Source organism: Martinezella sp. CNPSo 3795, assembly GCF_057784475.1.
Window position 1 is genome coordinate 736,279 of the sequence record NZ_JBXSOQ010000001.1, and the last position, 23,332, is coordinate 759,610.

The window sequence follows — 23,332 nt, forward strand, 5'->3', positions numbered from 1 at the left end:
CATCCATGAAATCTCCAACAGGGCTTCCCGACTGGCATGGTGCGTTCCGACTGGACGGACAGCGCGCGCTGGTGACTGGCGGAGGCAGTGGACTGGGCCTCGCGATCGCGCGTTGCCTCGCCGGCTCCGGCGCTGAGGTGGTGCTGGCTGGCCGCAGGTCGGATCTCCTTGAGATGCTGCGGCGTCGATTAGCCCCCTGGCGAAAGCCGCACAGCTCGACCTTCGTGATCTTGCTTCGATCAAAACCTTCGCCACCGGAGTCGAGGAGACGCACGGCCCGGTCGATATCGTCGTCAACAATGCCGGGAATACGGTGAAGAAGCCGTTCGAGGAAGCCGATATTGCCGACTTTGACGAAGTCATGGACGTTACCGGTGGCAAGACGAGCCTTGGCCACGCGACTGAAAGACGGACCTTGCCCCATTATCGGTGTACCGGAGAAGCCGGCTTTTTCGACAATCTGGGAGAGAAATGAACCGCTTCTTTGCGGCAACGCCTCCTGCAATGCTTCGGCAGGACAACCCATCCCATTCCAGCCGCCATTTGGCGTCCGCGGCACTTTTGAAAGACGCAAGCTTGTCGTCCAATCCTTCAGCCGGGTGGCATTTTTGCGCCCTGTCCAGCTGGCTCCAACGTAGAAAGAGATTTTCCAATTCCCATGCCTTCAGAGATCGCTGTTTCTTTTAATCTACTATTTTTATGGACAATATTTGCATTATCGAAAATGCATGCGATCTTCGGAAGGGATGAGAATGAGTGCGCCCAAACTCGTCGGCATTGCCGGCAGCTTCAACAGGCCGTCGAAGACCTACGCGCTGGTCCAGACCGTCGCGGATTTGGCAATTAAGCGATATGGCTTCTCAAGCAAGGTCTATGATCTGCACGATGTTGGTGCGTCCCTTGGCGCCGCTCAGTGGCGCAACGAGCTCGACGACCAGGCGAAAGGTGTGATCGACGATATCGTCTCATCGGATGCGCTGATTATCGGTTCGCCGACGTTCAAGGGATCCTATCCCGGGCTGTTCAAGCATCTGATCGATCTTATCGATCCGCACGAGCTGCGCGCCAAGCCGATCATCATCACCGCGACCGGCGGCGGAGACAGGCACGCGCTGATGGTGGAACATCAGCTGCGGCCGCTCTTCGGCTTCTTCATGGCACACACCCTGCCAACCGCTGTCTATGCGTCTGATCGTGATTTTACCGACTACAAGGTCTCTTCGGAACCGCTGGCCAACCGGATCAATGAAGTGGTCGGTGAGCTCTCGGCTTTCTTCCCGCATTCGGTAAGGGTGCTGGCTGCGGCCGAATGATGGGCTGATGGACAAATTGCCTTCGACCGCCTCGGATCTATCAACCAAATGGAGGGTTACATGAAATGGAATGTCATTAGCCGCCTGAAGACGATTTTCGCTGGGCGCGCGTTGCGGGATGCGGATGGACGCATCCAGTCGGTCGATCGGCCCGAGTCCGTCGAGCGAGAGCTCTCCGCGCGCGACTACGAGATCTACTATTGGTGTACATCCCCTGGGCCTTGGCATTGAAGGGAGATGTGCTTTTGATGTCCTGTCGCAAGCTTTGTGTTCGATCTTTCTCGTGAGGCTTACATGACCAGAGTACTGATTGTGCCTGGCCTTTTCGGCTCGGGCGAGGGGCATTGGCAGCGCTATTGGCTGCAGGATCATCGCGACGTTCGGCTTGTCGAGCAGGATGACTGGGACTTTCCCAATCTCGGCAGTTGGATGGAGAAATTAGAAGCCGCGCTGGAAGAGGCCGGTGAAGCCTATATCGTCGCCCACAGCCTGGGCTGCGTGTTGACGGCGAGGCTGGCTGGCCGCGAGGCTGCGCGAAGGGTCAAAGGTGCACTGCTCGTAGCGCCCTGCGATATTCCTGTGACGGAAGCCCTGCATGCCGGACATCTGTCCTTCGGCACCATGCCGACCGACACGCTGCCTTTTCCCAGCACGACGGTCGGGAGCTTGAACGACATCTATATGAGCCTCGACCGGCTCGGCATGTTCGGACGGCTTTGGAATTCAGATGTTCGCAATATCGGCCTTGCAGGACATATCAACATAGCAAGCGGTTACGGGCGCTGGGCGGGTGGTTACCGCTTTCTGGACATGTTGAAGGCGCGTAGCAGGCATCGCAGGCCGCAGGGATTTTCAGCGGCAATCGCGGCGTCCATTTGAAAGAAGGGCTTTTCATATCCGACATTCGACGCCATTGTGCGACGGATTTTTTTCTCGCCTTTTGGCCGCCATCCCAAGCGCGCGCCGGGGCATGTTCTTTGGAGGTAAGGCAATGAGTTTGCGCATCAACGATATCGCGCCGGATTTTACGGCCGAGACGACGCAGGGCGAGATTAAGTTCCATGACTGGATCGGTAATGGCTGGGCCGTGCTCTTCTCGCATCCGAAGAACTTCACGCCGGTCTGCACGACGGAACTCGGCGCCATGGCTGGCCTGGAAGGCGAATTCCGCAAGCGCGGCGTCAAGATCATTGGCATTTCCGTCGATCCCGTGGAGAGCCATGGTCGCTGGAAGAACGATATCAAGACGGCGACCGGCTTCGACGTCGACTATCCGCTGATCGGCGACAAGGATCTCAAGGTTGCCAAGCTCTATGACATGCTGCCGGCAGGTGCCGGCGAAAGCTCGGAAGGCCGCACGCCGGCCGACAATGCCACGGTCCGTTCCGTCTTCGTCATTGGCCCCGACAAGAAGATCAAGCTGATCCTCACCTATCCGATGACGACAGGCCGCAACTTCGGCGAAATCCTGCGCGCGATCGACTCGATCCAGCTGACATCCAAGCATCAGGTCGCAACACCGGCAAACTGGCAGCAGGGCGAAGACGTCATCATTACGGCCGCCGTCTCCAACGAAGACGCCATTACCCGCTTCGGCTCGTTCGATACGGTATTGCCCTATCTGCGCAAGACCCGGCAGCCGTCAGCCTGATCGGCGTGGTGACTGAGAGTTTTAGCTGATACGATGCGGCCCTGACGGCCGCGTCGCTTTTTACAGGTGAACATTCTCGCGCAAAAAATCCAGCAAGGTACGCACGCGCGCTGGCAGGGGGCCGCCTTGGCCGATATAGACGGCGTGGAATTCCTCGATATCGCCGGAATTGAATTCTTCCAGCAGGGGCTTTAGCCGCCCGGCCGCGATATCCGATTTGACGGTGAAGGCAGCAAGCCGCGCCAGGCCGGCACCGGCAAGCGCCAGATGCCGCATGGCTTCGCCGTCGCCCACCTGCAGGCTGCGCGCTGCCGGTACCGTCGCAACCTCGCCGTCAATGAGCAGCGGCCAGTCTTCGATGGCTCTGGAATAGCTAAAGCTGATGCGGCAATGTTTTGCCAATTCCGCGGCGGAGTGAGGCGTTCCATGCTTACGCAGATAGTCCGGCGAGGCGACGATGATATTTCGCGTCGCTCCGAGCTTGCGGGCCGTGAGGCTGGAGCTCTTCAGCGGCCCGGCGCGGATTGCGACGTCGGCGCGCTCCTCCATCAGGTCGATGACCCGGTCCGTATGGAAGATCTCCAGCGAGACATCGGAATGTAGCGCCATGAAGCTTGGAATGAGCGGAGCCAGCACATGATTGCCGAAGGAGCCGCTGGTGTTGATGCGGATATGACCGGCTACCTGCTCTCCCGCCGATGCGTGGCGTTCGGCTTCGGCAATATCGGCAAGAATGGCGACGCTGCGCTCGAAGAAGGCACATCCCTCTGGGGTAAGCTGCAGCCGTCGCGTCGAGCGATGGATAAGACGCGCACCGAGGCGCTTTTCAAGTCTCGTGACGAGCTTGCTGACGGCTGAAGGCGTCATGCGGCAGGCCCTGGCCGCGGCGGTGAAGCCGCCGAGTTCCACGGCGCGCACGAAGACTTCCATTTCCCCAGAACGATTGATCTCTTGACGGCTCATGATGAATTAAAATCATAAATCAGTTTCTTTCCGGCAATCTATATCACCTTCATCCGAGCGTCTATCTATCTGAAGAACCAATAGGAGACAGACCATGGAATACAGAAATCTCGGTGCTTCCGGCTTGCGCGTTCCGGTTCTCAGTTTCGGCGCCGGCACCTTTGCCGGCAGCGGGCCTCTCTTCAGCGCCTGGGGTTCGACGGATGCGGCGGAAGCGCGGCGTCTGGTCGACATCTGCCTGGAGACCGGCGTCAATCTCTTCGATACGGCCGATGTCTATTCGGCAGGCGCATCGGAGGAGGTGCTTGGCGAGGCGATCCGGGGTAAGCGAGATGCCGTGCTGATCTCGACGAAGACAGCTTTGCCGATGGGCGATGGACCGGCCGATTGGGGCAGCTCGCGTTCGCGCCTGATCAGATCGGTCGACGCCGCCCTGCGCCGGCTCGGGACAGATTACATCGACCTTTTGCAATTGCACGCCTTCGATGCCTCGACGCCGATCGAGGAAACGCTTTCCACCCTTGATGGCCTCGTGAAGGCGGGAAAGGTCCGCTACATCGGCGCTTCCAACTTCGCTGGCTGGGAGCTGATGAAATCGCTCGCGATCTCCGACAAGTACGGCTATGCCCGCCATGTCGCCCATCAGGTCTATTATTCGCTCGCCGGTCGCGATTACGAATGGGAGCTGATGCCGCTGGGTCATGATCAGAACGTCGGCGCCTTGGTCTGGAGTCCGTTGGCGTGGGGCAGGCTGACAGGCAAGATCCGTCGCGGACAGCCATTGCCGGAAAAGAGCCGCTTGCATGAGACCGCGTCATTCGGCCCGCCTGTTGATGACGAGAAGCTGTTCGATATCGTCGATGTGCTGGATGAGATCGCCGGCGAGACCGGAAAGAGCGTTCCACAGATCGCCCTCAACTGGCTCTTGAGCCGGCCAACGGTCGCAAGCGTGATCATCGGCGCGCGCAACGAAGAGCAGCTGCGGCAGAATCTCGGTGCGGTCGGCTGGACGCTTTCGAAAGAGCAGATCGAGAGGCTAGACAAGGTGAGCGAGATGACAGCGCCCTATCCCTATTTTCCCTATCGGCGACAGGAAGGCTTCGCCAGACTCAACCCGCCGCTGGTTTGACGCGGCAAGCGATCCGATGGCGGCGGCGAAGCAGGCAAATGCTTCGCCGCCGGATGTCATTTAACGGCCACCCTCGATCTTGCGATGGCGCTGGTTTCGGCCGCTTTCGCCATAAGGATAGGCGGCTGGTTGCGGCGCGCTGACCTCGTTCAGCCGGTCCATCTCCGCCTCCGACAGCGTCAGCTTAGCGGCGCCGAGATTGTCGGCAAGCTGTTCACGCGTGCGGGCGCCGAGAATGACTGACGTCACCGCCGGGCGTGCTGCCGTCCAGGCAAGAGCTACCTGTGCCATGGTCACATCTCGTGCCTTGGCGATTTCCTCGACAGCGGCAATGATTGCCCAGGTCCGTTCCTGCGCATTGCGCGGCGCAAAGGATTCGCTGCCGCGGTTGGGGTTCTCGCCAAGCCGCGTGGCGCCGGTCGGCATTTCGTCGCGCTTGTATTTGCCGGTCAGCCATCCGCCGCCGAGCGGCGACCAGGGAAGCAGGCCCATGCCGGCATCCAAGCAGGCATCGACGATCTCAAGTTCGATATCGCGAACGAGCAGGTTATATTGCGGCTGCAGCGTCACCGGTCGCGTATAGCCGCGCGCCTTGGCAATCTCGACCGCCTTGGCGATATGCCAGCCGACGTAGTTGGAGAGGCCGTAATAGCCGATCTTGCCGGCGCGCACGGCATCGTCGAGAAACCGCAACGTCTCCTCGATCGGTGTTAGGGCATCCCAGGCATGCATCTGATAGAGATCGATATGCTCGATGCCGAGACGGCGCAGGGAATCGTCCAGCGCCTGGCCGAGATGACGGCGCGACAGACCGAGATCGTTTGGTCCGTTGCCCATCGGAAAGCGGCCCTTGGTGGCAATCACGGCCTGGCGCGCTTCCGTCGGACGAGCCTTCAGCCAGCGTCCGATGATCTCTTCCGACTTGCCTGCACTATAGACATCGGCGGTGTCGATGAAATTGCCGCCCCATGCGAAATAATCGTCGAGAAGTTTATGTGATGCGGCCTCGTCTGCTTCCGCGCCGAAAGTCATGGTGCCAAGGCAATAGGCCGTGACAACGGCCCCGCTTGGGCCGAGCTTGCGATAATCCATTCCTGCCTCCTCTGAACGGAACGCTGGCACCCGATCGGCAAAGCTGTCGGGAAAGCCGCAGGCTCCGTGATCCATAGCAATGTGGTGCTTGAGACGGCCTCCACCGTCGATGGGGATTCGACGCTCGGCGTTTCAATGCCGTGGCCGCAGAGACACCATAGTCAATCATCCCATGATTACCAAGCGCATTCGTTGCCTGAGTGGCCTCGCTTGCGTAAAATTCTCCGTGATGATTCTTCTCTCGCCGAATGCTTCCCTTCATGGATGAAACGCCGACAAGCCGTATGCTTTCCTGGGCACGCAACTCCACCATCTATCGTCTCGAGCGCCGGATGATGACGGAAAAGCAGCTGTTCGACGCGATCACCAAGAAAGCTAAACAGAAGTTCGAGGATATCAGCGACGCACAGATCAAGGCGCTTGCCGATTTCGCCGTTAAATTCGCTTACGAACTGAAAGTCCTCGACGATGTCGCTTTTGCCGAGATCAGCACGCGCTCGGCCGTTCGTTCCGGCAAATCGAAGAAAGCCATCGCCTTTAAGCTTGCTTCCAAGGGCATCAGTGGTGAAACGGTTGACGCGGCCGTGGAGGAGGTCGACGATCTCCATTCCGCCGTCATCTTTGCCAGGAAGCGTGGTTTCGGCCCGTTCCGGCGCGGCGATCTCGATGAGAAGCGCAAGGCAAAGGAACTATCCGCCTTCGCCCGCAACGGTTTCAGCTTCGCAGTCGGCAAAAAGGTCTTCGAGATGGAGCGAGAGGATGCCGAGGAACTGTTGCTGTCGGCCTCGGCATTCTGAAGATCGATGCTCATTGAAATAGCTGAGGTCACCCGCTAGCTTTGCCGCGCTTGAGTGGGGCATGCAGGGGACGTTCGTGAAAGCAGTCATTCGATTACTGGCAGCGGTGACGTGCGTTGCCTCTTTGCCGATGGCCGCCCATGCCGAGTGGCAGGCGGTCGAGACGACCAAGACCTACGCGATTGCCGGAACATCGGGGCGCGAACTCTACGATTCCATAGGCGAGCGCGGTCCATTGCTCGGACCCAAGGTCAGGGCGATTGCGCATACCGATTTCAAGCTGACCTGGACTCGGAAATATGAGTTGCAGCCGGACGGCGCCTGCATGATCACGGTCAACATACCGAAGCTGATCATCACCTACACCTTGCCGAAACCCCCGGCGCAATTGCCCGCTTCGACCCGAAAAAGCTGGCAGAAATTCATCGCCGGGGTCGAAGCCCACGAGCGGGTGCATGGCGGCTTCATCAAGGACATGGTCAGGGAAATCGAGACCATGAGCGTCGGCTTTTCCGTGCCCGACGACCCGAAATGCAGCAAGATCCGCGTGGAGCTGACGAAGCGGCTCGGTGAGATTTCCAACAGGGAACGGCAGCGCAACAGCGATTTCGATAGGGTCGAATTCAGCGATGGCGGCAATCTCCAGCAGCTCGTTCTGAAGCTGGTCAAGGAAGAGTAATTGAGGGTGACGCAGCCGGACGTATCCGCCGGCTGCGTCACCCAATATGTGCCTTATCGACCCTTCTGCTTCCGCCATTCGGCGAACTTCTGTTTCGGAGCGTCGCTGGTTGCCGGGTAGAGGCCGATGATGGTCGCGCCGTTCATGACCTCTTCGGTAACGAAATCCTCATAGGCTGTCATTTCCACGGTCTCAGTGGCGATCTCATCGGCGAGGTGCGCGGGAATGACGATGACGCCCTCATTGTCGCCGACGAGAACGTCGCCGGGGAAAACCGCGACATCGCCGCAGCCGATCGGGCCATTGATTTCGATGGCCTGATGCAGCGTCAGGTTCGTCGGCGCGGACGGGCGGTGATGATAGGAAGGGATATCGAGGGCGGCGATTTCCGGACTGTCGCGGAAGCCGCCATCGGTGACGACACCGGCCACGCCACGCACCTGCAGCCGCGAGACCAGTATGGAGCCAGCGGAGGCAGCGCGTGCATCCTTGCGGCTATCCATGACCAGCACGAAGCCGGGCGGGCATTGCTCGACGGCGGCGCGCTGTGGATGTTCCGGGTTGCGGAAGACTTCGAGCGTGTTCAGGTCCTCTCGCGCCGGAATATAGCGCAGCGTGAAAGCCTGGCCGACCATGTTCGCCTTCTTCGGCGAAAGCGGCCGCACATCCTGGATGAACTGGTTGCGCAGGCCGCGCCGGAAAAGTGCGGTGGCGATCGTCGGTGTTGCGACGCCTATCAGCTTGTCGCGCGTCTCTTTGCTCAGCACGTAATTGCTCATGCGATATATCCCTCGTGATCAATAGATGTCTGGTTCGCCCGGCGTCGGGCCGAAGCCGGTTTCCAGGAAGTCGAAATCGCAGCCGGTATCGGCCTGCGCCACATGGCGCGAGAACATCCAGCCATAGCCGCGGCCGAATTTTTCCGCCGGCTTGACCCAGGCGTCGCGCCGGCGCTGCAGCTCGTCCTCATCAACAAGCATGTCGACGCGCCGTGCTTCGAGGTCGAGGCGAATGATATCGCCGTTGCGCAGCAGCGCCAGCGGGCCGCCGACATGGGATTCCGGCGAGACGTGCAGGATGCAGGCGCCATAGCTGGTACCGCTCATGCGGGCATCCGAGAGGCGGAGCATATCCCTGTGCCCTTTCTTCAGAAGCGCCTTCGGGATCGGCAGCATGCCCCATTCGGGCATGCCGGGACCGCCTTGCGGGCCGGCACCGCGCAGCACCATGACGTGATCGGGCGTAATGTCGAGATTTTCATCGTCGACCGCCGCCTTCATCTCCGGATAGCTGTCGAAGACGAGCGCTGGCCCTTGATGCTTGTGAAAGCGCGGATCGCAGGCGGCCGGCTTGATGACGGCACCGGTCGGTGCAAGGTTACCCTTCAGCACCGCAAGCGACCCCTCATGATAGACCGGATTGTCGAGCGAGCGGATCACGTCGTCATTGTAGCATTTCGCCCCCTCCAACGTTTCGCCGAGGGTGACACCGGAGACTGTTAGCGCCGAAAGGTCGAGCTTCGGGGAGAGCTTCGCCATCAGCGCGCGCAGACCGCCGGCATAATAGAAATCCTCCATGAGATAGGTCTTGCCGGTGGGCCTGATATTGGCAAGCACGGGAGTCGTGCGCCCGGCCTTGTCGAGATCGTCGAGCGAGAGATTGACGCCGGCGCGGCGTGCCATCGCGATCAGATGGACAACGGCATTGGTGGAACAGCCTGTCGCCATCGCGACAGCAACGGCATTGTTGACGGCGGCTTGCGTGACGATCTTTGAGGGGACCAGATCTTCCCAAACCATCTCGACGATACGTCGACCGACAGCTGATGACATGCGGATATGATTGGCGTCCGGCGCGGGGATCGAGCTGGCGCCGGGCAGGGTAAGGCCCAGTGCTTCGGCGATTGCCGTCATCGTGCTTGCCGTGCCCATGGTCATGCAGTGACCGTAGGAGCGGGCAATACCGGCCTCGACATCGACCCATTCTTTCTCCGAGATGGTGCCGGCGCGGCGCTCGTCCCAGAATTTCCAGGCGTCGGATCCGGACCCTAGATATTCGCCGCGATAATTGCCGCGCAGCATCGGGCCGGCCGGGAGGTAGATCATCGGCAGCCCCATGGAGAGCGCGCCCATGACGAGGCCGGGCGTGGTCTTGTCGCAGCCGCCCATCAAGACGGCACCATCGACCGGATGCGACCGCAACAGCTCCTCCGCCTCCATCGCCAGCATGTTGCGATAGAGCATGGTCGTCGGCTTCACATAGCTTTCCGAAAGCGACAGGGCGGGCAGTTCCAGCGGAAAGCCGCCGGCCTGCAGGATGCCGCGCTTCACATCCTCGACGCGATGCTTGAAATGCGCATGACACGGATTGGCGTCGGACCAGGTGTTCAGGATGGCGATGACGGGCTTATCGGTCCATTCTTCGGGCGCATAGCCCATTTGCATGGTGCGCGAGCGATGCCCCGAGCTTCTGAGATCATCAGGCGCAAACCATCTGGCGCTGCGTAAATCCTGGGGCTTCTTCCTGCTGTTCATTGTATTGACGCCTTGTATTCGGATGTTGGTCGAAGGGATAAATCCGTGCGCCGCATCATTCCTTCATGCCCCATTTTAGCAGGGTGCGCCGCTCGATGGTCTGGAAGACCAGGTTTTCGACAATAAGCCCGATGACGATCACAGTCAGCAGGCCGGCAAAGACCGAGGGGATATCGAGAAGATTGCGGTTTTCGAAGATGAACCAGCCGAGGCCGCCCTGGCCGGAGGAGACGCCGAAGACGAGCTCGGCGGCGATCAGCGTGCGCCAGGAAAAGGCCCAGCCGATTTTCAGGCCGGTCAGGATCGACGGAAAGGCGGCGGGGATCAGGATGCGGAAGACATAGGATAGCCCCGTCAGCCCGTAATTGGCACCGACCATGCGCAGAGTGCGCGAGACCCCGAGAAAACCGGCATGCGTGTTGAGCGCGACAGCCCATAGGACGGAGTGGATAAGCACGAAGACGAGGCTTGCTGGACCGAGGCCGAACCAGATGAGCGCGAGCGGCAAGAGCGAGATGGCCGGCAGCGGATTGAACATCGCCGTCATGGTTTCGAGGAAATCGGTGCCGATGCGGGTGTTGATCGCAACGACCGTCAGGACGGCGGCGAGCACCGTTCCCGAGACGTAGCCTGTCACCAGTATCTTCAGCGTGGTCCAGATGCGGGCCGGCAGCACACCGTCGGCAAACCGGTCGTAAAGCGCCGTCAGCGTGTCGCTCAACGTCGGAAACAGCAGCGGATTGTCGAGATGCCGGGCATAGGCCTCCCATATGACGGCGAGGACAACGATCAGCAATGACTTGCGGAAAAGGCCCGACTGCCAGAGGAGCTCGATCGTGCCGAGCTTTTGTTCGACGGCTGCGATATGGCCGGCCGTTTCCGGTGACTGCGGCGCAAGGATAATCTGCGGTGCGCTCATGGATTACTCCCTGTGCCCCTGTTCGGCAAACAGCATGTGATGGATCTCCTGCTCCAGCTTGGCGGCGGCTGTGGGGTCGTCGCGGACGGCCTCCACATCGCGCACCTCGGCCTTGACCCGACCGGGATGCGGCGACAGCAGCAGGATACGATTGGAGATCTTGATCGCCTCGGCGATCGAATGGGTGACGAAGATGACGGTAAAGCGTGTATCTTCCCAGAGCTGCAAGAGCTCGTCCTGCATCTGCCGGCGGGTGAGGGCATCGAGCGCTGCGAAAGGCTCGTCCATCAGCAGGATATCAGGCTGCATCGCCATGCCGCGGGCAATCGCGACACGCTGTTTCATGCCGCCGGACAGCATGTGCGGATAGGTATCGACCGCACGTGTGAGCTTGACTTTCTCGATATAATCGCGGGCGATCGCCTCAGCTTCGCTACGCGGCAGGCGGCGGGCTGTCGTCAGTGGGAACATGACGTTTTCAAGCACCGTCTTCCAGGGGAGCAACTGGTCGAATTCCTGAAAGACCATCATGCGGTCGGCGCCTGGTTTCTTGACCGGTTGCCCCTTGATTTCGATCCGGCCTGCCGTCGGTGTCATATAGCCGCCGATCGCCTTCAGCAGCGTCGATTTTCCGCAGCCCGAGGGGCCGAGGAGGACGAAGCGATCGGACTGGCCAACGGAGAAGCTGACATTTTCCGTCGCGGTGATCAGCAGGTTCGGCGTCTTGTAGCGAAGCGTCACCCTGTCGACATTCAGAAGCGGTGTCGCGGTCATTGTTTCCGTCATCGGCATGTCAGCACGCGTTTTTGCCTGAAGCATGGGCCTTCTCCGTGAGCTGGCTTGAAGGCGGCATTCGCGCCGCCCGTAGACATCAGTTGCCATTGAGATCGGCGGCTTCCGGCAGGTAGTAGTCGGTCCAGGCCTTGGGCATGGTCTTCAGCGTACCGATCTTGTGGAGGTGCGCCGCGAACTTCATCGTTCCCTGCGGATCCATGCGGAACTCCATCATGTGCGGCTCGTTCAGGATCGCCAACAGGTCTTCGACGCTGGTCTTGTCGCCGCTGACGGTCTTGTAGGCTTCCACCGCCGATTTCGGATCCTTCTTGATGAAGTCGATCGCTTCAGCCGTCGCCTCGCGTACCGCCTTGATGATCGTCGGGTTGGCGCTTGCAAACTGCGTCGTGGTGAAGAAAGTGCCCTGGGTCAGCTCGCCGCCGATGATGTCGCGGGAATCGATGACTTTGTGAACGCCCGGCTGCTTCAATTCCAGATATTGGAAGGGTGGGGCGGAGAAGTGGTTCTTGACCTCATGGGTCTGGTTGGCGAGCGCTGCCATCGCGTCGGGGTGACCGAGCTGCACCGTATTGGCGTCGAACTTGTGTACCTGGTCGTCGCCATACATTTGCGCGGCGGCCATCTGCAGCAGAATTGCCTGCGTGGAGACGCCGACCGTCGGCACCGCGATCTTGTCGCCGGCCTGAATATCCTTCAACGACTGGATGCGCGGCTCGCGCGAAACCATGATGACCGGCTGGGCCGAATTGGTAACGATGCCCTTGACCTTGCCTCTGGTGCGGTCCCAAAGCAGCAGCAGATTGCCGGTGCCGGTGTTGACGATGTCGACATTGCCGGACAGCAGCGCGTCGGTCTGCGCGCCGCCACCGCTGAAGGTCCGCCATTCCACCTTGACGCCCTGTAGGCCGTCTGCGGCCGCGTGCTTCTCGATCAGCTTCTGCGTTTCCATGACGTGACTGGCGAGATAGAGAATGCCGGGCTGGCGCGTGATCGAAATATCCGTCTTTTCGGCTGCTCCGGCTGAAAAGCTGCCCGCAATCACCATGCCGACCGCAGTCAGACAGCGAAGAAATCCTCTCATTTGCTCCTCCCGATTGATCCAACCTTTGAGAAAGGAGGTTGGCGTCGGTTCACTAAAGCACTAATGTATCAGTGCATCAAGCCCTGAATTGTGTTTAATGAGCAGACGCTCTTGCCCAGAAAGGCCGCCAGTGAAGCTCAATCCGAAAGAATTTGCCCTCGATCGCTCCCGCCAGGTCGCGCCTCAGATTCTCGAGATCCTGCGATCGCGCATTCTTTCGATGAGCCTGCCGCCAACGACGGTCTTGTCGCGCATCTCGCTGCAAAGCGAATTCAATGTCAGCCAGACTCCCGTGCGCGATGCCCTGATCCGGCTTGAGGAGGAGGGGCTTGTGGAGGTCTATCCGCAATATGCGACTGTCGTTGCGAGGATCGATATCCGCAACGCAACCGAGGCGCATTTCCTGCGATTGTCGATCGAACTGGAGGCTGTCCGCAGGCTGGCTGCGGATTCGCCTGCGGAAACCGCAGCAATCCTCGAAGGCATCCTGGCTCGCCAGAAGCATGTGGCGTCACAGGAAACCTATGATCTCTTCGACATGCTCGACAAGGATTTCCATCGCGTTCTCTACGAGCGGGCCGGCATTCTCGGCCTCTGGTCCACGGTCCGGCGCCAAAGCGTGCATCTCGACCGGCTGCGCATGCTCAACCTGCCCATGCCGGGCAAGCTCGAGCAGATCATTGTCGATCATCAAGCCGTGGTCGATGCTATCAGCTCGGCCGATGCGGAGGCCGCCGTTGCCGCTTTGCGCCGGCATTTGTCAGGCACCTTGTCGATCGTCGATCTTATTTGCGAACAATATCCGGATTATGTGAGCCGTTAGCCTATCGGCTTTTCGGACCGATGTGAGGTGTGGAGCGCGCCGACCCGCGGATTGGCTTATGCGTCGCTTCATGCGACAAAGTCGCAGGGAAACAATTCATGGAGTTTGCTTGACCATCGGGCTTGCGCATGCCGAGTTGATCGCGGTTTTGACGGCTGTTACGGGCGGCGATCCAAGGGTGATGACGGTGCGGTCGGGCGATGCCTTGCCATCCGGTCCGTTTGAACTCGGACACCGCACGCTGCAAAGCGGGTTGCGCGAATGGGTTCAGGAGCAGACGGCCCATCCCGTCGGCTATCTGGAGCAGCTTTATACCTTTGCCGATCGCGACCGAAACAACGAAATTCTCGGCGGTCGCACGATTTCGATCAGCTATCTGGGGCTGGTGCGCGAGCAGGCAGCCCCTGGCGGCGGGATGCCGGGCTGGCACGGCTGGTACGAATATCTTCCCTGGGAGGATCATCGAGATGGCCGGCCGCCGATTCTCGACAATATCGCCGCTCGGCTCACATCCTGGGTCGAGGAGGACGCGACGCGCAGCAGCCAGCGCCGTCGGCGGGCCGACTTCGACTTCGGGCTGAATGGTGCGGCGTGGAACGAGGATCTTGTCCTGCAGCGTTATGAACTGCTCTATGAGGCGCGTCTCGTCGCCGAGGCGGGCTGCGATCTCAAGCACAATTTCGGTCGGTCGATGTTTGCCGATCATCGCCGCATCCTTGCGACGGGCATGGCGCGGCTCAGGGCCAAGATCAAATATCGGCCTGTGGTGTTCGAACTCATGCCCGAGAATTTTACGCTGCTACAATTGCAGAAGACGGTCGAGGCGCTGGCCGGGCTGACGCTGCACAAGCAGAATTTCCGCCGGCTGATTGAGCAGCAGGAACTGGTCGAGGAAACAGGCGGTACTGAAAGCGAGACCGGCGGCCGTCCGGCCAAGCTCTTCCGCTTCCGTCGCGCCGTGCTCGAAGAACGCGAATTCGCCGGAACGAAATTACCGCTCTCCCGCAATTGACATATGCTCACGCTGAGAATATCTATTTGCTCATGATATACTCAAAATGAGTATAATAAGGAGCCGGCCATGAATCTTCCCGTATCCGCATCTTCCCTTTACGATCGCGTCAGCCGCGTCATTCCCAAAGCTGAATGGCTGACTTTTCAGGATGACGTCGAGGCGATCCTCGAATTGAAGCGGCGGCACAATGCCGTCATTCTCGCTCACAACTATCAGACGCCGGAAATCTTCCATGGCGTTGCCGATATCGTCGGCGACAGCCTCGCGCTTGCGCGGAAGGCCGTGGAGGTCGATGCCGATATCATCGTCCTGGCCGGTGTGCATTTCATGGCCGAGACGGCCAAGCTGCTGAACCCGGAAAAGACGGTTCTGATCCCGGATATGGAAGCGGGCTGCTCGCTGGCGGAATCGATCACGCCGGAAGATATCGCGCTGCTGCGTCAGGCTCATCCGGGCGTTCCGGTGGTCACCTATGTCAATACGTCGGCAGCCGTAAAAGCGGCGTCAGATATCTGCTGCACTTCGGGCAATGCCCGGCAGGTGGTGGAATCGCTCGGCGTGCCGAAGGTGCTGATGCTGCCGGACGAATATCTGGCGCGCAACGTCGCACGCGAAACCAATGTCGAGCTCATCGCCTGGCATGGGCATTGCGAAGTCCACGAGCTCTTCACCGCGGACGATATCCGCCAGCTTCGCGAGAATTATCCCGGCGTGACCGTACTGGCCCATCCGGAATGCCCGCCTGATGTCGTCGAAGCCGCCGATTTCGCCGGTTCTACCGCCGTCATGTCTGACTATGTCGGCAAGAAGCACCCGTCGCGTGTGGTGCTGCTCACCGAATGTTCGATGAGCGACAATGTCGCCGTGCATCACCCGGATGTCGAATTCATCCGGCCCTGCAATCTTTGCCCGCACATGAAGCGCATCACGCTTGGCAATATTCGCAAGGCCCTGGAAGAGGGGCGGCATGAGGTGACGATCGACCCGGCAATTGCCGCAGACGCCCGCCGCGCAGTGGAAAGGATGCTGGCGATATGAGCGAGATTCGTGAAGACTTGAGCGGCCGCATCGTCATCGTCGGCAGCGGCCTCGCCGGATTGATGACGGCGCTGACGCTGGCTCCCGAACCAACCGTGATTATTACCCGCGCCTTGATCGGCGCGGAGACCTCAAGTGCCTGGGCGCAAGGTGGCATCGCCGCCGGCATAGGTGAGGGCGACAGCGCGGCCCTGCATCTTGCCGATACGCTCGCTGCTGGCGATGGACTTTGCGATGCAAAGGTCGCGGCAAGGATCGTTGCAGAAGCCCCTGCGGCCATCGCGGCGCTGGAGCGCTTCGGCGTCGAGTTCGACCGCAACGATGCCGGCGAATTGTCACTCGGTCTCGAAGCTGCACATTCGCTTCGGCGTATCGTGCATTCCAAGGGCGATGGCTCGGGTGCCGCCATCGTTCGCGCACTTGCCGAGGCGGTCGCCCGCACGCCGTCGATCACAGTGCTCGAGGGCTATCAGGCGCAGCGGCTGCTGCTGGATGGGGATCGTGTCGCCGGCCTTTTGTGCCTGACCAGCAAGGGCAACGTCATCTTGCCGTCCTCCCGTATCGTCCTTGCCACGGGCGGCATCGGCGGCCTCTTCGATGCCACGACCAATCCGGTCGGCAATTTCGGGCAGGGGATTGCGCTTGCGGCACGGGCAGGGGCACGGCTTGCCGATATGGAATTCGTGCAATTCCATCCGACTGCGCTCGATAGTCGCAGGCGTCCGCTGGCGCTTGTCAGCGAAGCGGTTCGCGGCGAAGGCGCGCTCCTCGTCAATGAGAGCGGCGAGCGCTTCATGGCCGGTGTCGAAGGTGCCGAGCTTGCGCCGCGCGATGTGGTCGCACGCGCGATCAGCGCGGAAATCGCCCGCGGCGGTCGGGTCTTCCTCGATGCGCGAGGCGCGCTCGGCAATCGTTTTGCCACACGCTTTCCAGTCATCGAGGCCCTTTGCCACGAGGCAGGCGTCGATCCTGCGAGCGATCTCATCCCGGTGCGTCCGGCGGTCCACTATCATATGGGTGGCGTTGCGACCGACGAGAACGGCCGCAGTTCGGCTCCCGGCCTATGGGTGGTGGGCGAGGCGGCTTCCACCGGCCTGCACGGCGCCAACCGCCTTGCCAGCAACTCCCTGCTGGAGGCTGCGGTCATGGGTATGCGGGCGGCGCACGATATCGCCGGCACGGATGCAAGCCCCGCAAGATTGCAGAAGCAACTTCCCGAGACATTTGCGCCAGACCTGACGTTCGTCCGGCCGATCGCGTCGCGCCATCTCGGTGTGCTGCGCAACGCAGGTGCCATCCATGGTGCGATTGCCGCACTCCTGCCGCTTTGCGAGAGCGAAGGGCCAGCGACAGACCCCGCGCTGGTGGCCCTGCTGATCGCCGTCTTTGCGAGCCTCAGGACGGAGTCGCGCGGTGCCCATGCGCGCACCGATTTTCCGCTGAAACTGCAATATGCGCAGCGCCGCATGATGAACCTTTCCGACGCCTTGGATATTGCCAGGTCCGTCACCCCCTATTCGCTCGCAAGGAGTGCCTGACATGACGCTTGCTCCCCTCCCGCGCCTGATCGTTGAGCCACTGGTGCGCAATGCATTGGTCGAAGATCTCGGCCTCGCCGGCGACATCACATCTACGGCCGTCATCCCGGCGGAACATCGGTCCCGCGTTGCTATGGTCACCCGCCAGCCGGGCGTTATCGCAGGTCTCGACGCCGCTGAACTTGCCTTCCAGCTGGTCGATCCCACCATTGTCATGACCCGTCACGTGCCAGACGGTACCAAGGTGGAAGCGGGCGAGGTCATCGCGACGATCGAAGGGCCATCCCGCGGCCTGCTGACGGCGGAACGCACCGCGCTCAACTTCCTCGGTCATCTCTCCGGTATCGCCTCCGTGACGGCCGGCATCGCCGAGGCGATCGCCGGCACGAAGGCCTCGATCGTCTGCACGCGCAAGACGACACCTGGTCTTCGGGCGCTGGAAAAATACGCCGTGCGCGCCGGCGGCGGCATGAACCATCGCTTCGCGCTCTATGACGCGGTATTGATCAAGGACAATCACGTCGCTATTGCCGGAGGCATCACTGAAGCCATTCGCCGCGCCAAGGCGGGCGTGGGTCATATGGTCAAGATCGAGGTCGAGGTGGATACGCTGGAGCAGCTTCGCGAAGCGATGCAGGAGGGCGCCGACGCCGTGTTGCTCGACAACATGACGCCGGATCAACTGCGCGAGGCAGTCGATATCGTCGGCGGCCGGGCGATCACCGAAGCCTCGGGCCGCATCATGCCGGCGACGGCTTCCGCAATCGCGGCCTCCGGCGTCGATCTCATCTCCGTCGGCTGGCTGACTCACAGTGCGCCGACGCTCGATATCGGGCTGGACTGGAAGACAGAAACCTGAGGTAGGGTAAGTTCCGCATTTTGGAGGGCCGGTAGCGCGAGGTTACCGGCCCTCCAGCTTCCAGTTGGCCATTTACTTCATCAATGCGGATCGCACGTCGGTCAACGCAAAATCATCTCCGACATAGAGCAGAGGGGCTGAATGTCGTTTGGCAAGAGCATAGGCGAAGCAATCACCGAAATTCAGGCCGCCTCGCGTGCCGAAATCCTTGCCGTATTCCACACGGGCCTTCATCGCGGCTCGCGCGAGATTTTCGTCTATCGAGGCAATCTCGATGCGGAATTCGGTTAAAAATTCATCCAGATCGGCAATCGCTTCATGCCGGTCTCCCTCTTTGATCCTGCCCGCCATGACTGTTCCGGCCTCGACGTAATTGACAGCTGATATGAGACGCTGAGCGTCCGTCTGAAGGGCCATCATGCAGTCCGGAGCTTCCGTCTCCTCGAACATGATCGCAATGATGGCAGACGCATCAACGATCATCATCGGGGGAAATCGAGATCTTCAGCTGTGTCGCCGACCGCTTCATCCCATTCCTGTTTCGTGACGGGCCGGCGGTCGTAGCGGCTGGCGCGCCCTCGAACGAAATCTCTCATGCGGGCAATATAGTCGCCCTGCGCCTCCTGCTCGGCACGCAGCCGTTCAAGCCGCTCGCGCATGGCCTGGGTAATGGCGTCGGTCATGGTTTCGCCGGTCAGGCGGGATAATTCCCGCGCCAGCCGATCCGCTTCCTCAGTCTTGATGCTCAACGCCATGGTCGCAATCTTTCTAGATGAGTGATCTAGATAGCACGCATATATCGCTTCTTCAATGCAAAAGGGTCCCGATCAAGTTGAGCCCGGTCAACACGCAAGCCAAATTGACTTCTTGATTCTGATGCGACCAAGTCACTGCTCAGTTTTCACACAACGACCGGCACTTGCGCGCCGTCCATGCTGATCACGACGCCGGTGACATAGCTTGCTTTGGCCGAACTCAGGAAAGCAACGACATTGGCAATGTCGGCGGGCTCTGCCATGCGGCCGATCGGAATACGCTTCAGCGCATCGGCTAGCGCCTCCTTCTCGGTCGAGCCGGAAGCCTTCGCGGCTGCTTTGAGACCCTCGGCGACTCGATCCGTTTCGGTGAGGCCGGGGTTGAGGCCGACGACGCGCACACCTTTGCCGGCATAGGCGTTAGCAAGCCCGACGCTTGCGAGCATCAGGGCGGCATTGGCCGATCCTCCGGCCAAATGGACGGGCGAGGCGACCTTGCCGCCGTTGCCGATGATATTGATGACGGTACCTGAGCCGCGTGTGCCCATGCGCTTGATGACGGGATCGATCACATTGATGTAGGAAAAGTATTTCGCATCCATCGCAGCGCGCCAGATGGCGGGCGTCAGCTCGTCGGCGGGCGTGCGCGCTGCGGCACCGGCGCTGTTGACGAGGATGTCGATCGGGCCGATTTCCGTTTCGACCTTGTTCACCACGGCAAGCGCCTGTTCATCGGAGATCAGGTCGGCGGCATAGCCGCGCGCACCAGGAAGACGGGAAAGCGCGGCGTCGATATTCGACTGTGAGCGCGAGCAGATCGCAACCCGTGCACCTTCCTGCAGGAAGAGTTCAGCACAGGCGAAGCCGATGCCCTTGGAGCCGCCCGTGATCAGAACGACTTTATCCTTGAGGCCGAGGTCCATGGAATGTCTCCGGTATGATTTGCTTGGATCGCCAAGCTACGTCCCGAAATCACCACCGTACAGGGTCGCGGTCGTCACAGCTTGGTTACCGGAGCGCGATCTTATGAAAGACGCTTGGCCTTCAGCACCGAAACGGCTGTCTCGCTGTTATGGACATAGTCGTTGGCATCAGGCTGACGCTGCACCAGGAGAATGAACAGCAGGTCGGTCAGCATCAGCTGTGCATCGCGGGCGGTGATCGCCGACGAGCGCACGCGATCCTCGTCGCCGACGGTATGAAGGCAGATATCAGCGACGCGGGCAAGCGGATTATCCTGCAGCCCGGTGACGGCAATGACGGTTGCCTGGCGCTGGCTTGCCAGCTCCGCAATCCGCAGTGTCTCGATGCTGGCGCCGGAATAGGACAGCGCAAAGAGCAGGTCGTCAGGCCCAAGCGTCGATGCATTGGCCATCTGCACATGGCTGTCGCTGTCATGCAGCACGTTACGGCCGAGCTTCATCAGCTTATAGGAAAAGTCGCGCGCGACCAGCGACGAGGCGCCGACCCCGGCCAGATGGATGCGCCGGGCATCATGAAGCGCCTCGAGCGCCTTTTCGATATCGGCTTCGTTGTTGACGGAAATGGTCTGCTGCATGGCCTGCATCTTGCTGCCGAGCAGCTTCTGCAGGATCGTGAGATAGCCGTCACCCACTTCGATCGTGCCGTGGATCATGCCGGCCGGCGCCTGCCATTCCTGCGCCTTGGCTTCACTGACAGCAAGTTTCAATTCCTGATAGCCGGCATAGCCGAGCTTCTGGCTGAATTTCACGACGCTCGACTGGCTGCGGCCCGTTTCAACAGCAAGTGCTGCGGAAGAAAGGCGCAGCATCTGGTCGGGATTGTCGATGATGAACTGTCCGATCTGACGATCGGCGGGGGCCATGGTTTCGAGCTGCGCGCTGATTTTCTTTAAGATCGACATTTGTCCCTTCGAGCCCTCAAGGCCGCTTCATCCACCCACACGAGCGCACCAAAAATAGCATCCGGTTCAAGCTCGGCAATCTCGCTTCGTGCGATCGGACGTTATCACAGCAGGTTGGAATAAAAAATTCCAAATCTGGTTGACAGCATGGAATGACCGATTAGTCTTTGGGGGAACGCGTGAAGGACTCGTGGCGTCCTTACCTTTTCCTCGACGGATTTTCATCATGGACAGACTTCGCATCTCCGGCGGCAAAAGGTTGCAGGGCGCGGTGACCATCGCGGGTGCCAAGAACGCCGCCTTGCCGCAGATCGCCGCAGCGCTTTTGAGCCCGCATCCGCTGGAGCTCACGAACCTGCCCGCCGTCAGCGACGTCGAGAATATGCTCGGCGTTATTGCGCTGCACGGCGCCAAAATCACTCGCGGGCCGCACGGCACAACGATCGATGCGAGCGAAATCGTCTCGAAAGAGACGTCCTACGATACGGTCAGGCGCATGCGGGCGACCGTTCTTGTGCTGGCGCCGCTGCTAGCCCGCTTCGGCCATGCGCGTGTTTCCCTTCCGGGCGGCTGCGCCATCGGAGCCCGGCCCGTCGATATGCATATCAAGGCGCTGGCGACTTTGGGCGCCGATATCGCGATCGAAAGCGGCCTGATCGTCGCCTCGGCGCCGAATGGGCTGAAGGGGGCGCGGATCGTGCTGAGTTCGCCATCCGTCGGCGCAACGGAGACGGCCATGATGGCCGCCTGCGCGGCCAAGGGCGAAGCCGAGATCCTGAATGCTGCCCGTGAGCCGGAGGTGGCTGATCTCGCAGCCTGTCTTTGCGCCATGGGCGCGCGGATCGAAGGGGCGGGGACCCATCGCATCCTCATCGATGGTGACACCGGCTGGCGCCCCGCCAGGCATCACAGCATCCCTGATCGTATAGAAGCCGGCACCTATGCCGTTGCGGCGGCGATTACCGGTGGTCAACTCGAGCTTATCCATGCACGGCTGGAAAATCTGGCTTCGGTCGTCCAGGCTTTGGAAGCCATGGGAGTGAGCGTCTGGCCGAGCGATCGCGGCCTTGTGGTCTCCAGGGACGGCCCGCTGAGGGGGGCCGATATCACGACGGAGCCCTATCCTGGCTTCCCGACGGATCTGCAGGCGCAGTTCATGGCTCTGGCCTGCTGCGCCGAAGGCGCGTCGTTGATCCGCGAAACGGTATTCGAAAACCGCTTCATGCATGTACCGGAGCTGACGCGGCTCGGTGCCAACATCACCCTGCAGGGCACGACGGCACTGGTGCGCGGCGGTGCGCCGCTCAAGGGTGCGCAGGTGATGGCAACGGACCTCAGGGCGTCAGTGTCGCTGGTTCTCGCCGCCCTCGTGTCCAAGGGCGAAACCATCGTCAACCGCGTCTATCATCTCGACCGTGGCTATGAGCAGCTTGATCGCAAATTGCGTCTCTGCGGTGCCGATATCGAACGGCTGACATCATGACCGCCCCATCGGAAAACGCTCCCTATTTCCTCGGCATCGATGGCGGTGGCACCGGCTGCCGGGCTCGCATCGAGGATGTCGAGGGCACGGTTTTAGGGCAGGGATTGTCCGGGCCGGCAACGACCCGGTTAGGGATTTACGAAGCGTGGGCATCGATTTCGCGCGCCTTCGATGCCGCTATTGAGGAGGCGGGGCTGAGTGCCTCCGATCTTGGGCGCATCCATGTCGGCGTCGGGTTGGCCGGGATCGGCCGCAAAGGCGCCCTTGCCGCGCTGAAGGCGATAGAACACCCCTTCGCCAGTATTGACTTCATCAGCGACGGGGAGGGCGCCTGTCTTGGCGCCCATTCCGGTCGCGATGGTGCCATCGTCATTGCTGGTACGGGCTCCATCGGTCTCGGCCTCGTCGAAGGACGGCAATTGCGGGTCGGCGGCTATGGTTTTCCGATTTCGGATGAGGGTAGTGGCGCTTATCTCGGACTGAAAACGGTTCAGCTTGCACTGCGCGCCCATGATGGCCGCGAACAGAAGACGGCGCTGCTGGCCGAGATCATGCAGCGCTTCCAGAGCGATCCGATGGAGGCGGTCGCCTGGATGGACCGGGCATCGGCGACGGATTATGCCGCTCTTGCGCCGATGGTCCTTAGGCATGCCGATCAGGGCGATGCTGCCGCACGGCGAATCGTGCAAAGCGCGGCCGGCCATATCGATACGCTGGTTCGCACCCTGTTCGAAAAAGGTGCGCCGCGCGTCTGCCTGCTCGGTGGTCTCGCAAGCCCGCTCGAACCCTGGCTCTCGCCTGATGTGCGCCGCCGCTTGAAACCCATCGATGGTGACGCCGTATCCGGTGCGATCATTCTGGCAAGACGAGCTGTTTGCGGTCGTACTGAATGATTGCGGGCATACAATAAACGTCTTTCTCTTCCCCCTTGATTCCGTCGACGGCAGATCCTATTTTGACTATATATGGTCATTTTCGATTGA

The 23,332-nt window shown here is 60.6% G+C and carries 27 protein-coding genes; 16 read left to right on the forward strand and 11 right to left on the reverse strand.

Features of this window, described 5'->3' with window-relative positions:
* Positions 1–5: 5 nt before the first annotated feature.
* From AC13QY_RS03390 to AC13QY_RS03415, 6 genes are all read left to right on the forward strand, one after another.
* Complete coding sequence (locus tag AC13QY_RS03390; RefSeq protein WP_210248380.1) at positions 6–317, forward strand: SDR family NAD(P)-dependent oxidoreductase; 312 nt, start codon at positions 6–8, stop codon at positions 315–317.
* Positions 314–475: a hypothetical protein gene (locus AC13QY_RS03395; RefSeq protein ID WP_210248381.1), complete on the forward strand. Its 162-nt coding sequence runs from the start codon at positions 314–316 to the stop codon at positions 473–475. The genes AC13QY_RS03390 and AC13QY_RS03395 overlap by 4 nt, the downstream gene beginning before the upstream one ends.
* 277 nt (positions 476–752) lie before the next feature.
* Positions 753–1,313 (forward strand): FMN reductase, encoded by a 561-nt coding sequence (msuE, locus tag AC13QY_RS03400; protein WP_145634052.1) that lies wholly within the window; start codon positions 753–755, stop codon positions 1,311–1,313.
* 60 nt (positions 1,314–1,373) lie between these two features.
* On the forward strand, positions 1,374–1,544 hold the full coding sequence (locus AC13QY_RS03405; protein ID WP_173004576.1) for a hypothetical protein: 171 nt from the start codon (positions 1,374–1,376) through the stop codon (positions 1,542–1,544).
* Positions 1,545–1,607: 63 nt separating this feature from the next.
* Positions 1,608–2,192 (forward strand): RBBP9/YdeN family alpha/beta hydrolase, encoded by a 585-nt coding sequence (locus AC13QY_RS03410; protein WP_145634054.1) that lies wholly within the window; start codon positions 1,608–1,610, stop codon positions 2,190–2,192.
* A gap of 112 nt (positions 2,193–2,304) precedes the next feature.
* Positions 2,305–2,964, forward strand: a complete 660-nt coding sequence (locus AC13QY_RS03415) for a peroxiredoxin (protein ID WP_069614590.1) — start codon at positions 2,305–2,307, stop codon at positions 2,962–2,964.
* A gap of 60 nt (positions 2,965–3,024) precedes the next feature.
* On the opposite strand, the gene AC13QY_RS03420 is transcribed toward AC13QY_RS03415, so the two are convergent.
* On the reverse strand, positions 3,025–3,927 hold the full coding sequence (locus tag AC13QY_RS03420; RefSeq protein ID WP_145634055.1) for a LysR family transcriptional regulator: 903 nt from the start codon (positions 3,925–3,927) through the stop codon (positions 3,025–3,027).
* 94 nt (positions 3,928–4,021) lie between these two features.
* On the opposite strand from AC13QY_RS03420, the gene AC13QY_RS03425 reads away from it, so the two are divergent.
* Positions 4,022–5,056 carry an aldo/keto reductase gene (locus tag AC13QY_RS03425; RefSeq protein WP_113333198.1) on the forward strand — a complete coding sequence of 345 codons (1,035 nt, stop codon included), beginning with the start codon at positions 4,022–4,024 and terminating at the stop codon, positions 5,054–5,056.
* Positions 5,057–5,116: 60 nt separating this feature from the next.
* Here AC13QY_RS03425 and AC13QY_RS03430 read toward each other — a convergent pair whose 3' ends face one another.
* Positions 5,117–6,148 (reverse strand): aldo/keto reductase, encoded by a 1,032-nt coding sequence (locus tag AC13QY_RS03430; RefSeq protein ID WP_113333199.1) that lies wholly within the window; start codon positions 6,146–6,148, stop codon positions 5,117–5,119.
* A 260-nt stretch (positions 6,149–6,408) separates the two neighbouring features.
* On the opposite strand from AC13QY_RS03430, the gene recX reads away from it, so the two are divergent.
* Both recX and AC13QY_RS03440 read left to right on the forward strand, forming a co-directional pair.
* Complete coding sequence (gene recX, locus AC13QY_RS03435) at positions 6,409–6,945, forward strand: recombination regulator RecX (RefSeq protein ID WP_145634057.1); 537 nt, start codon at positions 6,409–6,411, stop codon at positions 6,943–6,945.
* Between the two features lie 61 nt (positions 6,946–7,006).
* Complete coding sequence (locus tag AC13QY_RS03440) at positions 7,007–7,624, forward strand: DUF922 domain-containing Zn-dependent protease (RefSeq protein ID WP_145634059.1); 618 nt, start codon at positions 7,007–7,009, stop codon at positions 7,622–7,624.
* A 53-nt stretch (positions 7,625–7,677) separates the two neighbouring features.
* Here the strand turns inward: AC13QY_RS03440 and AC13QY_RS03445 are convergent, their stop codons facing one another.
* From AC13QY_RS03445 to AC13QY_RS03465, 5 genes are read right to left on the reverse strand one after another with little or no spacing between them, the layout of a single operon-like run.
* Entirely contained in the window at positions 7,678–8,403 is a 726-nt protein-coding gene (locus AC13QY_RS03445) for a ribonuclease activity regulator RraA (protein ID WP_145634061.1), read from the reverse strand.
* A gap of 18 nt (positions 8,404–8,421) precedes the next feature.
* Positions 8,422–10,158, reverse strand: coding sequence for an L-arabinonate dehydratase (gene araD / locus AC13QY_RS03450; RefSeq protein ID WP_145634064.1), 1,737 nt, complete (start codon positions 10,156–10,158; stop codon positions 8,422–8,424).
* 55 nt (positions 10,159–10,213) lie between these two features.
* Entirely contained in the window at positions 10,214–11,077 is an 864-nt protein-coding gene (locus tag AC13QY_RS03455) for an ABC transporter permease (RefSeq protein ID WP_145318325.1), read from the reverse strand.
* Positions 11,078–11,080: 3 nt separating this feature from the next.
* A complete protein-coding gene (locus AC13QY_RS03460; protein WP_113333203.1) occupies positions 11,081–11,896 on the reverse strand; it encodes an ABC transporter ATP-binding protein in 816 nt (271 codons plus the stop codon).
* Positions 11,897–11,948: 52 nt separating this feature from the next.
* Entirely contained in the window at positions 11,949–12,953 is a 1,005-nt protein-coding gene (locus AC13QY_RS03465) for an ABC transporter substrate-binding protein (protein WP_145634066.1), read from the reverse strand.
* Between the two features lie 130 nt (positions 12,954–13,083).
* Here AC13QY_RS03465 and AC13QY_RS03470 point away from each other — a divergent pair, with 130 nt between their 5' ends.
* The 5 genes from AC13QY_RS03470 (at position 13,084) to nadC (ending at position 18,226) form a co-directional block, all read left to right on the forward strand.
* Positions 13,084–13,776: a GntR family transcriptional regulator gene (locus AC13QY_RS03470; protein ID WP_069614580.1), complete on the forward strand. Its 693-nt coding sequence runs from the start codon at positions 13,084–13,086 to the stop codon at positions 13,774–13,776.
* Between the two features lie 109 nt (positions 13,777–13,885).
* Positions 13,886–14,788 (forward strand): NUDIX hydrolase, encoded by a 903-nt coding sequence (locus AC13QY_RS03475; protein WP_113354392.1) that lies wholly within the window; start codon positions 13,886–13,888, stop codon positions 14,786–14,788.
* Between the two features lie 69 nt (positions 14,789–14,857).
* Positions 14,858–15,829 (forward strand): quinolinate synthase NadA, encoded by a 972-nt coding sequence (gene nadA / locus AC13QY_RS03480; RefSeq protein ID WP_113354393.1) that lies wholly within the window; start codon positions 14,858–14,860, stop codon positions 15,827–15,829.
* Positions 15,826–17,367 (forward strand): L-aspartate oxidase, encoded by a 1,542-nt coding sequence (locus AC13QY_RS03485; RefSeq protein ID WP_113354394.1) that lies wholly within the window; start codon positions 15,826–15,828, stop codon positions 17,365–17,367. The genes nadA and AC13QY_RS03485 overlap by 4 nt, the downstream gene beginning before the upstream one ends.
* Before the next feature lies 1 nt (position 17,368).
* Positions 17,369–18,226: a carboxylating nicotinate-nucleotide diphosphorylase gene (nadC, locus tag AC13QY_RS03490; protein WP_488492722.1), complete on the forward strand. Its 858-nt coding sequence runs from the start codon at positions 17,369–17,371 to the stop codon at positions 18,224–18,226.
* Between the two features lie 72 nt (positions 18,227–18,298).
* Here nadC and AC13QY_RS03495 read toward each other — a convergent pair whose 3' ends face one another.
* The 4 genes from AC13QY_RS03495 to AC13QY_RS03510 all read right to left on the reverse strand — a co-directional run bounded on the left by AC13QY_RS03495 (position 18,299) and on the right by AC13QY_RS03510 (position 20,866).
* A complete protein-coding gene (locus AC13QY_RS03495; protein WP_152093327.1) occupies positions 18,299–18,712 on the reverse strand; it encodes a type II toxin-antitoxin system VapC family toxin in 414 nt (137 codons plus the stop codon).
* A complete protein-coding gene (locus tag AC13QY_RS03500; RefSeq protein WP_113390397.1) occupies positions 18,709–18,981 on the reverse strand; it encodes a type II toxin-antitoxin system VapB family antitoxin in 273 nt (90 codons plus the stop codon). Before AC13QY_RS03500 ends, AC13QY_RS03495 begins: the two co-directional genes overlap by 4 nt.
* 146 nt (positions 18,982–19,127) lie before the next feature.
* Positions 19,128–19,904, reverse strand: coding sequence for an SDR family oxidoreductase (locus tag AC13QY_RS03505; protein ID WP_152093329.1), 777 nt, complete (start codon positions 19,902–19,904; stop codon positions 19,128–19,130).
* A 101-nt stretch (positions 19,905–20,005) separates the two neighbouring features.
* A complete protein-coding gene (locus AC13QY_RS03510) occupies positions 20,006–20,866 on the reverse strand; it encodes a MurR/RpiR family transcriptional regulator (protein ID WP_112410867.1) in 861 nt (286 codons plus the stop codon).
* 226 nt (positions 20,867–21,092) lie between these two features.
* On the opposite strand from AC13QY_RS03510, the gene murA reads away from it, so the two are divergent.
* The gene (murA, locus tag AC13QY_RS03515) at positions 21,093–22,349 is read left to right on the forward strand and encodes a UDP-N-acetylglucosamine 1-carboxyvinyltransferase (protein ID WP_152093330.1); all 1,257 of its coding nucleotides are present in this window, start codon (positions 21,093–21,095) and stop codon (positions 22,347–22,349) included.
* Positions 22,346–23,242, forward strand: a complete 897-nt coding sequence (locus AC13QY_RS03520; RefSeq protein WP_113333212.1) for a glucosamine kinase nucleotide-binding domain-containing protein — start codon at positions 22,346–22,348, stop codon at positions 23,240–23,242. Before murA ends, AC13QY_RS03520 begins: the two co-directional genes overlap by 4 nt.
* The last annotated feature ends 90 nt before the right edge of the window (positions 23,243–23,332 follow it).

What these genes read in the sequence shown, in the direction of transcription:
- AC13QY_RS03415 (WP_069614590.1), top strand. Translation starts at nt 2,305, where the DNA reads ATGAGTTTGCGCATCAACGATATCGCGCCGGATTTTACGGCCGAGACG.
- AC13QY_RS03460 (WP_113333203.1), bottom strand. Translation starts at nt 11,896, where the DNA reads ATGCTTCAGGCAAAAACGCGTGCTGACATGCCGATGACGGAAACAATG.
- nadA (WP_113354393.1), top strand. Translation starts at nt 14,858, where the DNA reads ATGAATCTTCCCGTATCCGCATCTTCCCTTTACGATCGCGTCAGCCGC.
- AC13QY_RS03440 (WP_145634059.1), top strand. Translation starts at nt 7,007, where the DNA reads ATGCAGGGGACGTTCGTGAAAGCAGTCATTCGATTACTGGCAGCGGTG.
- AC13QY_RS03390 (WP_210248380.1), top strand. Translation starts at nt 6, where the DNA reads ATGAAATCTCCAACAGGGCTTCCCGACTGGCATGGTGCGTTCCGACTG.
- AC13QY_RS03520 (WP_113333212.1), top strand. Translation starts at nt 22,346, where the DNA reads ATGACCGCCCCATCGGAAAACGCTCCCTATTTCCTCGGCATCGATGGC.
- AC13QY_RS03495 (WP_152093327.1), bottom strand. Translation starts at nt 18,712, where the DNA reads ATGATGATCGTTGATGCGTCTGCCATCATTGCGATCATGTTCGAGGAG.
- AC13QY_RS03425 (WP_113333198.1), top strand. Translation starts at nt 4,022, where the DNA reads ATGGAATACAGAAATCTCGGTGCTTCCGGCTTGCGCGTTCCGGTTCTC.
- AC13QY_RS03485 (WP_113354394.1), top strand. Translation starts at nt 15,826, where the DNA reads ATGAGCGAGATTCGTGAAGACTTGAGCGGCCGCATCGTCATCGTCGGC.
- recX (WP_145634057.1), top strand. Translation starts at nt 6,409, where the DNA reads ATGGATGAAACGCCGACAAGCCGTATGCTTTCCTGGGCACGCAACTCC.
- msuE (WP_145634052.1), top strand. Translation starts at nt 753, where the DNA reads ATGAGTGCGCCCAAACTCGTCGGCATTGCCGGCAGCTTCAACAGGCCG.
- AC13QY_RS03505 (WP_152093329.1), bottom strand. Translation starts at nt 19,904, where the DNA reads ATGGACCTCGGCCTCAAGGATAAAGTCGTTCTGATCACGGGCGGCTCC.
- araD (WP_145634064.1), bottom strand. Translation starts at nt 10,158, where the DNA reads ATGAACAGCAGGAAGAAGCCCCAGGATTTACGCAGCGCCAGATGGTTT.
- AC13QY_RS03420 (WP_145634055.1), bottom strand. Translation starts at nt 3,927, where the DNA reads ATGAGCCGTCAAGAGATCAATCGTTCTGGGGAAATGGAAGTCTTCGTG.
- nadC (WP_488492722.1), top strand. Translation starts at nt 17,369, where the DNA reads ATGACGCTTGCTCCCCTCCCGCGCCTGATCGTTGAGCCACTGGTGCGC.
- AC13QY_RS03405 (WP_173004576.1), top strand. Translation starts at nt 1,374, where the DNA reads ATGAAATGGAATGTCATTAGCCGCCTGAAGACGATTTTCGCTGGGCGC.
- AC13QY_RS03410 (WP_145634054.1), top strand. Translation starts at nt 1,608, where the DNA reads ATGACCAGAGTACTGATTGTGCCTGGCCTTTTCGGCTCGGGCGAGGGG.
- AC13QY_RS03500 (WP_113390397.1), bottom strand. Translation starts at nt 18,981, where the DNA reads ATGGCGTTGAGCATCAAGACTGAGGAAGCGGATCGGCTGGCGCGGGAA.
- AC13QY_RS03445 (WP_145634061.1), bottom strand. Translation starts at nt 8,403, where the DNA reads ATGAGCAATTACGTGCTGAGCAAAGAGACGCGCGACAAGCTGATAGGC.
- murA (WP_152093330.1), top strand. Translation starts at nt 21,093, where the DNA reads ATGGACAGACTTCGCATCTCCGGCGGCAAAAGGTTGCAGGGCGCGGTG.
- AC13QY_RS03465 (WP_145634066.1), bottom strand. Translation starts at nt 12,953, where the DNA reads ATGAGAGGATTTCTTCGCTGTCTGACTGCGGTCGGCATGGTGATTGCG.
- AC13QY_RS03455 (WP_145318325.1), bottom strand. Translation starts at nt 11,077, where the DNA reads ATGAGCGCACCGCAGATTATCCTTGCGCCGCAGTCACCGGAAACGGCC.
- AC13QY_RS03510 (WP_112410867.1), bottom strand. Translation starts at nt 20,866, where the DNA reads ATGTCGATCTTAAAGAAAATCAGCGCGCAGCTCGAAACCATGGCCCCC.
- AC13QY_RS03430 (WP_113333199.1), bottom strand. Translation starts at nt 6,148, where the DNA reads ATGGATTATCGCAAGCTCGGCCCAAGCGGGGCCGTTGTCACGGCCTAT.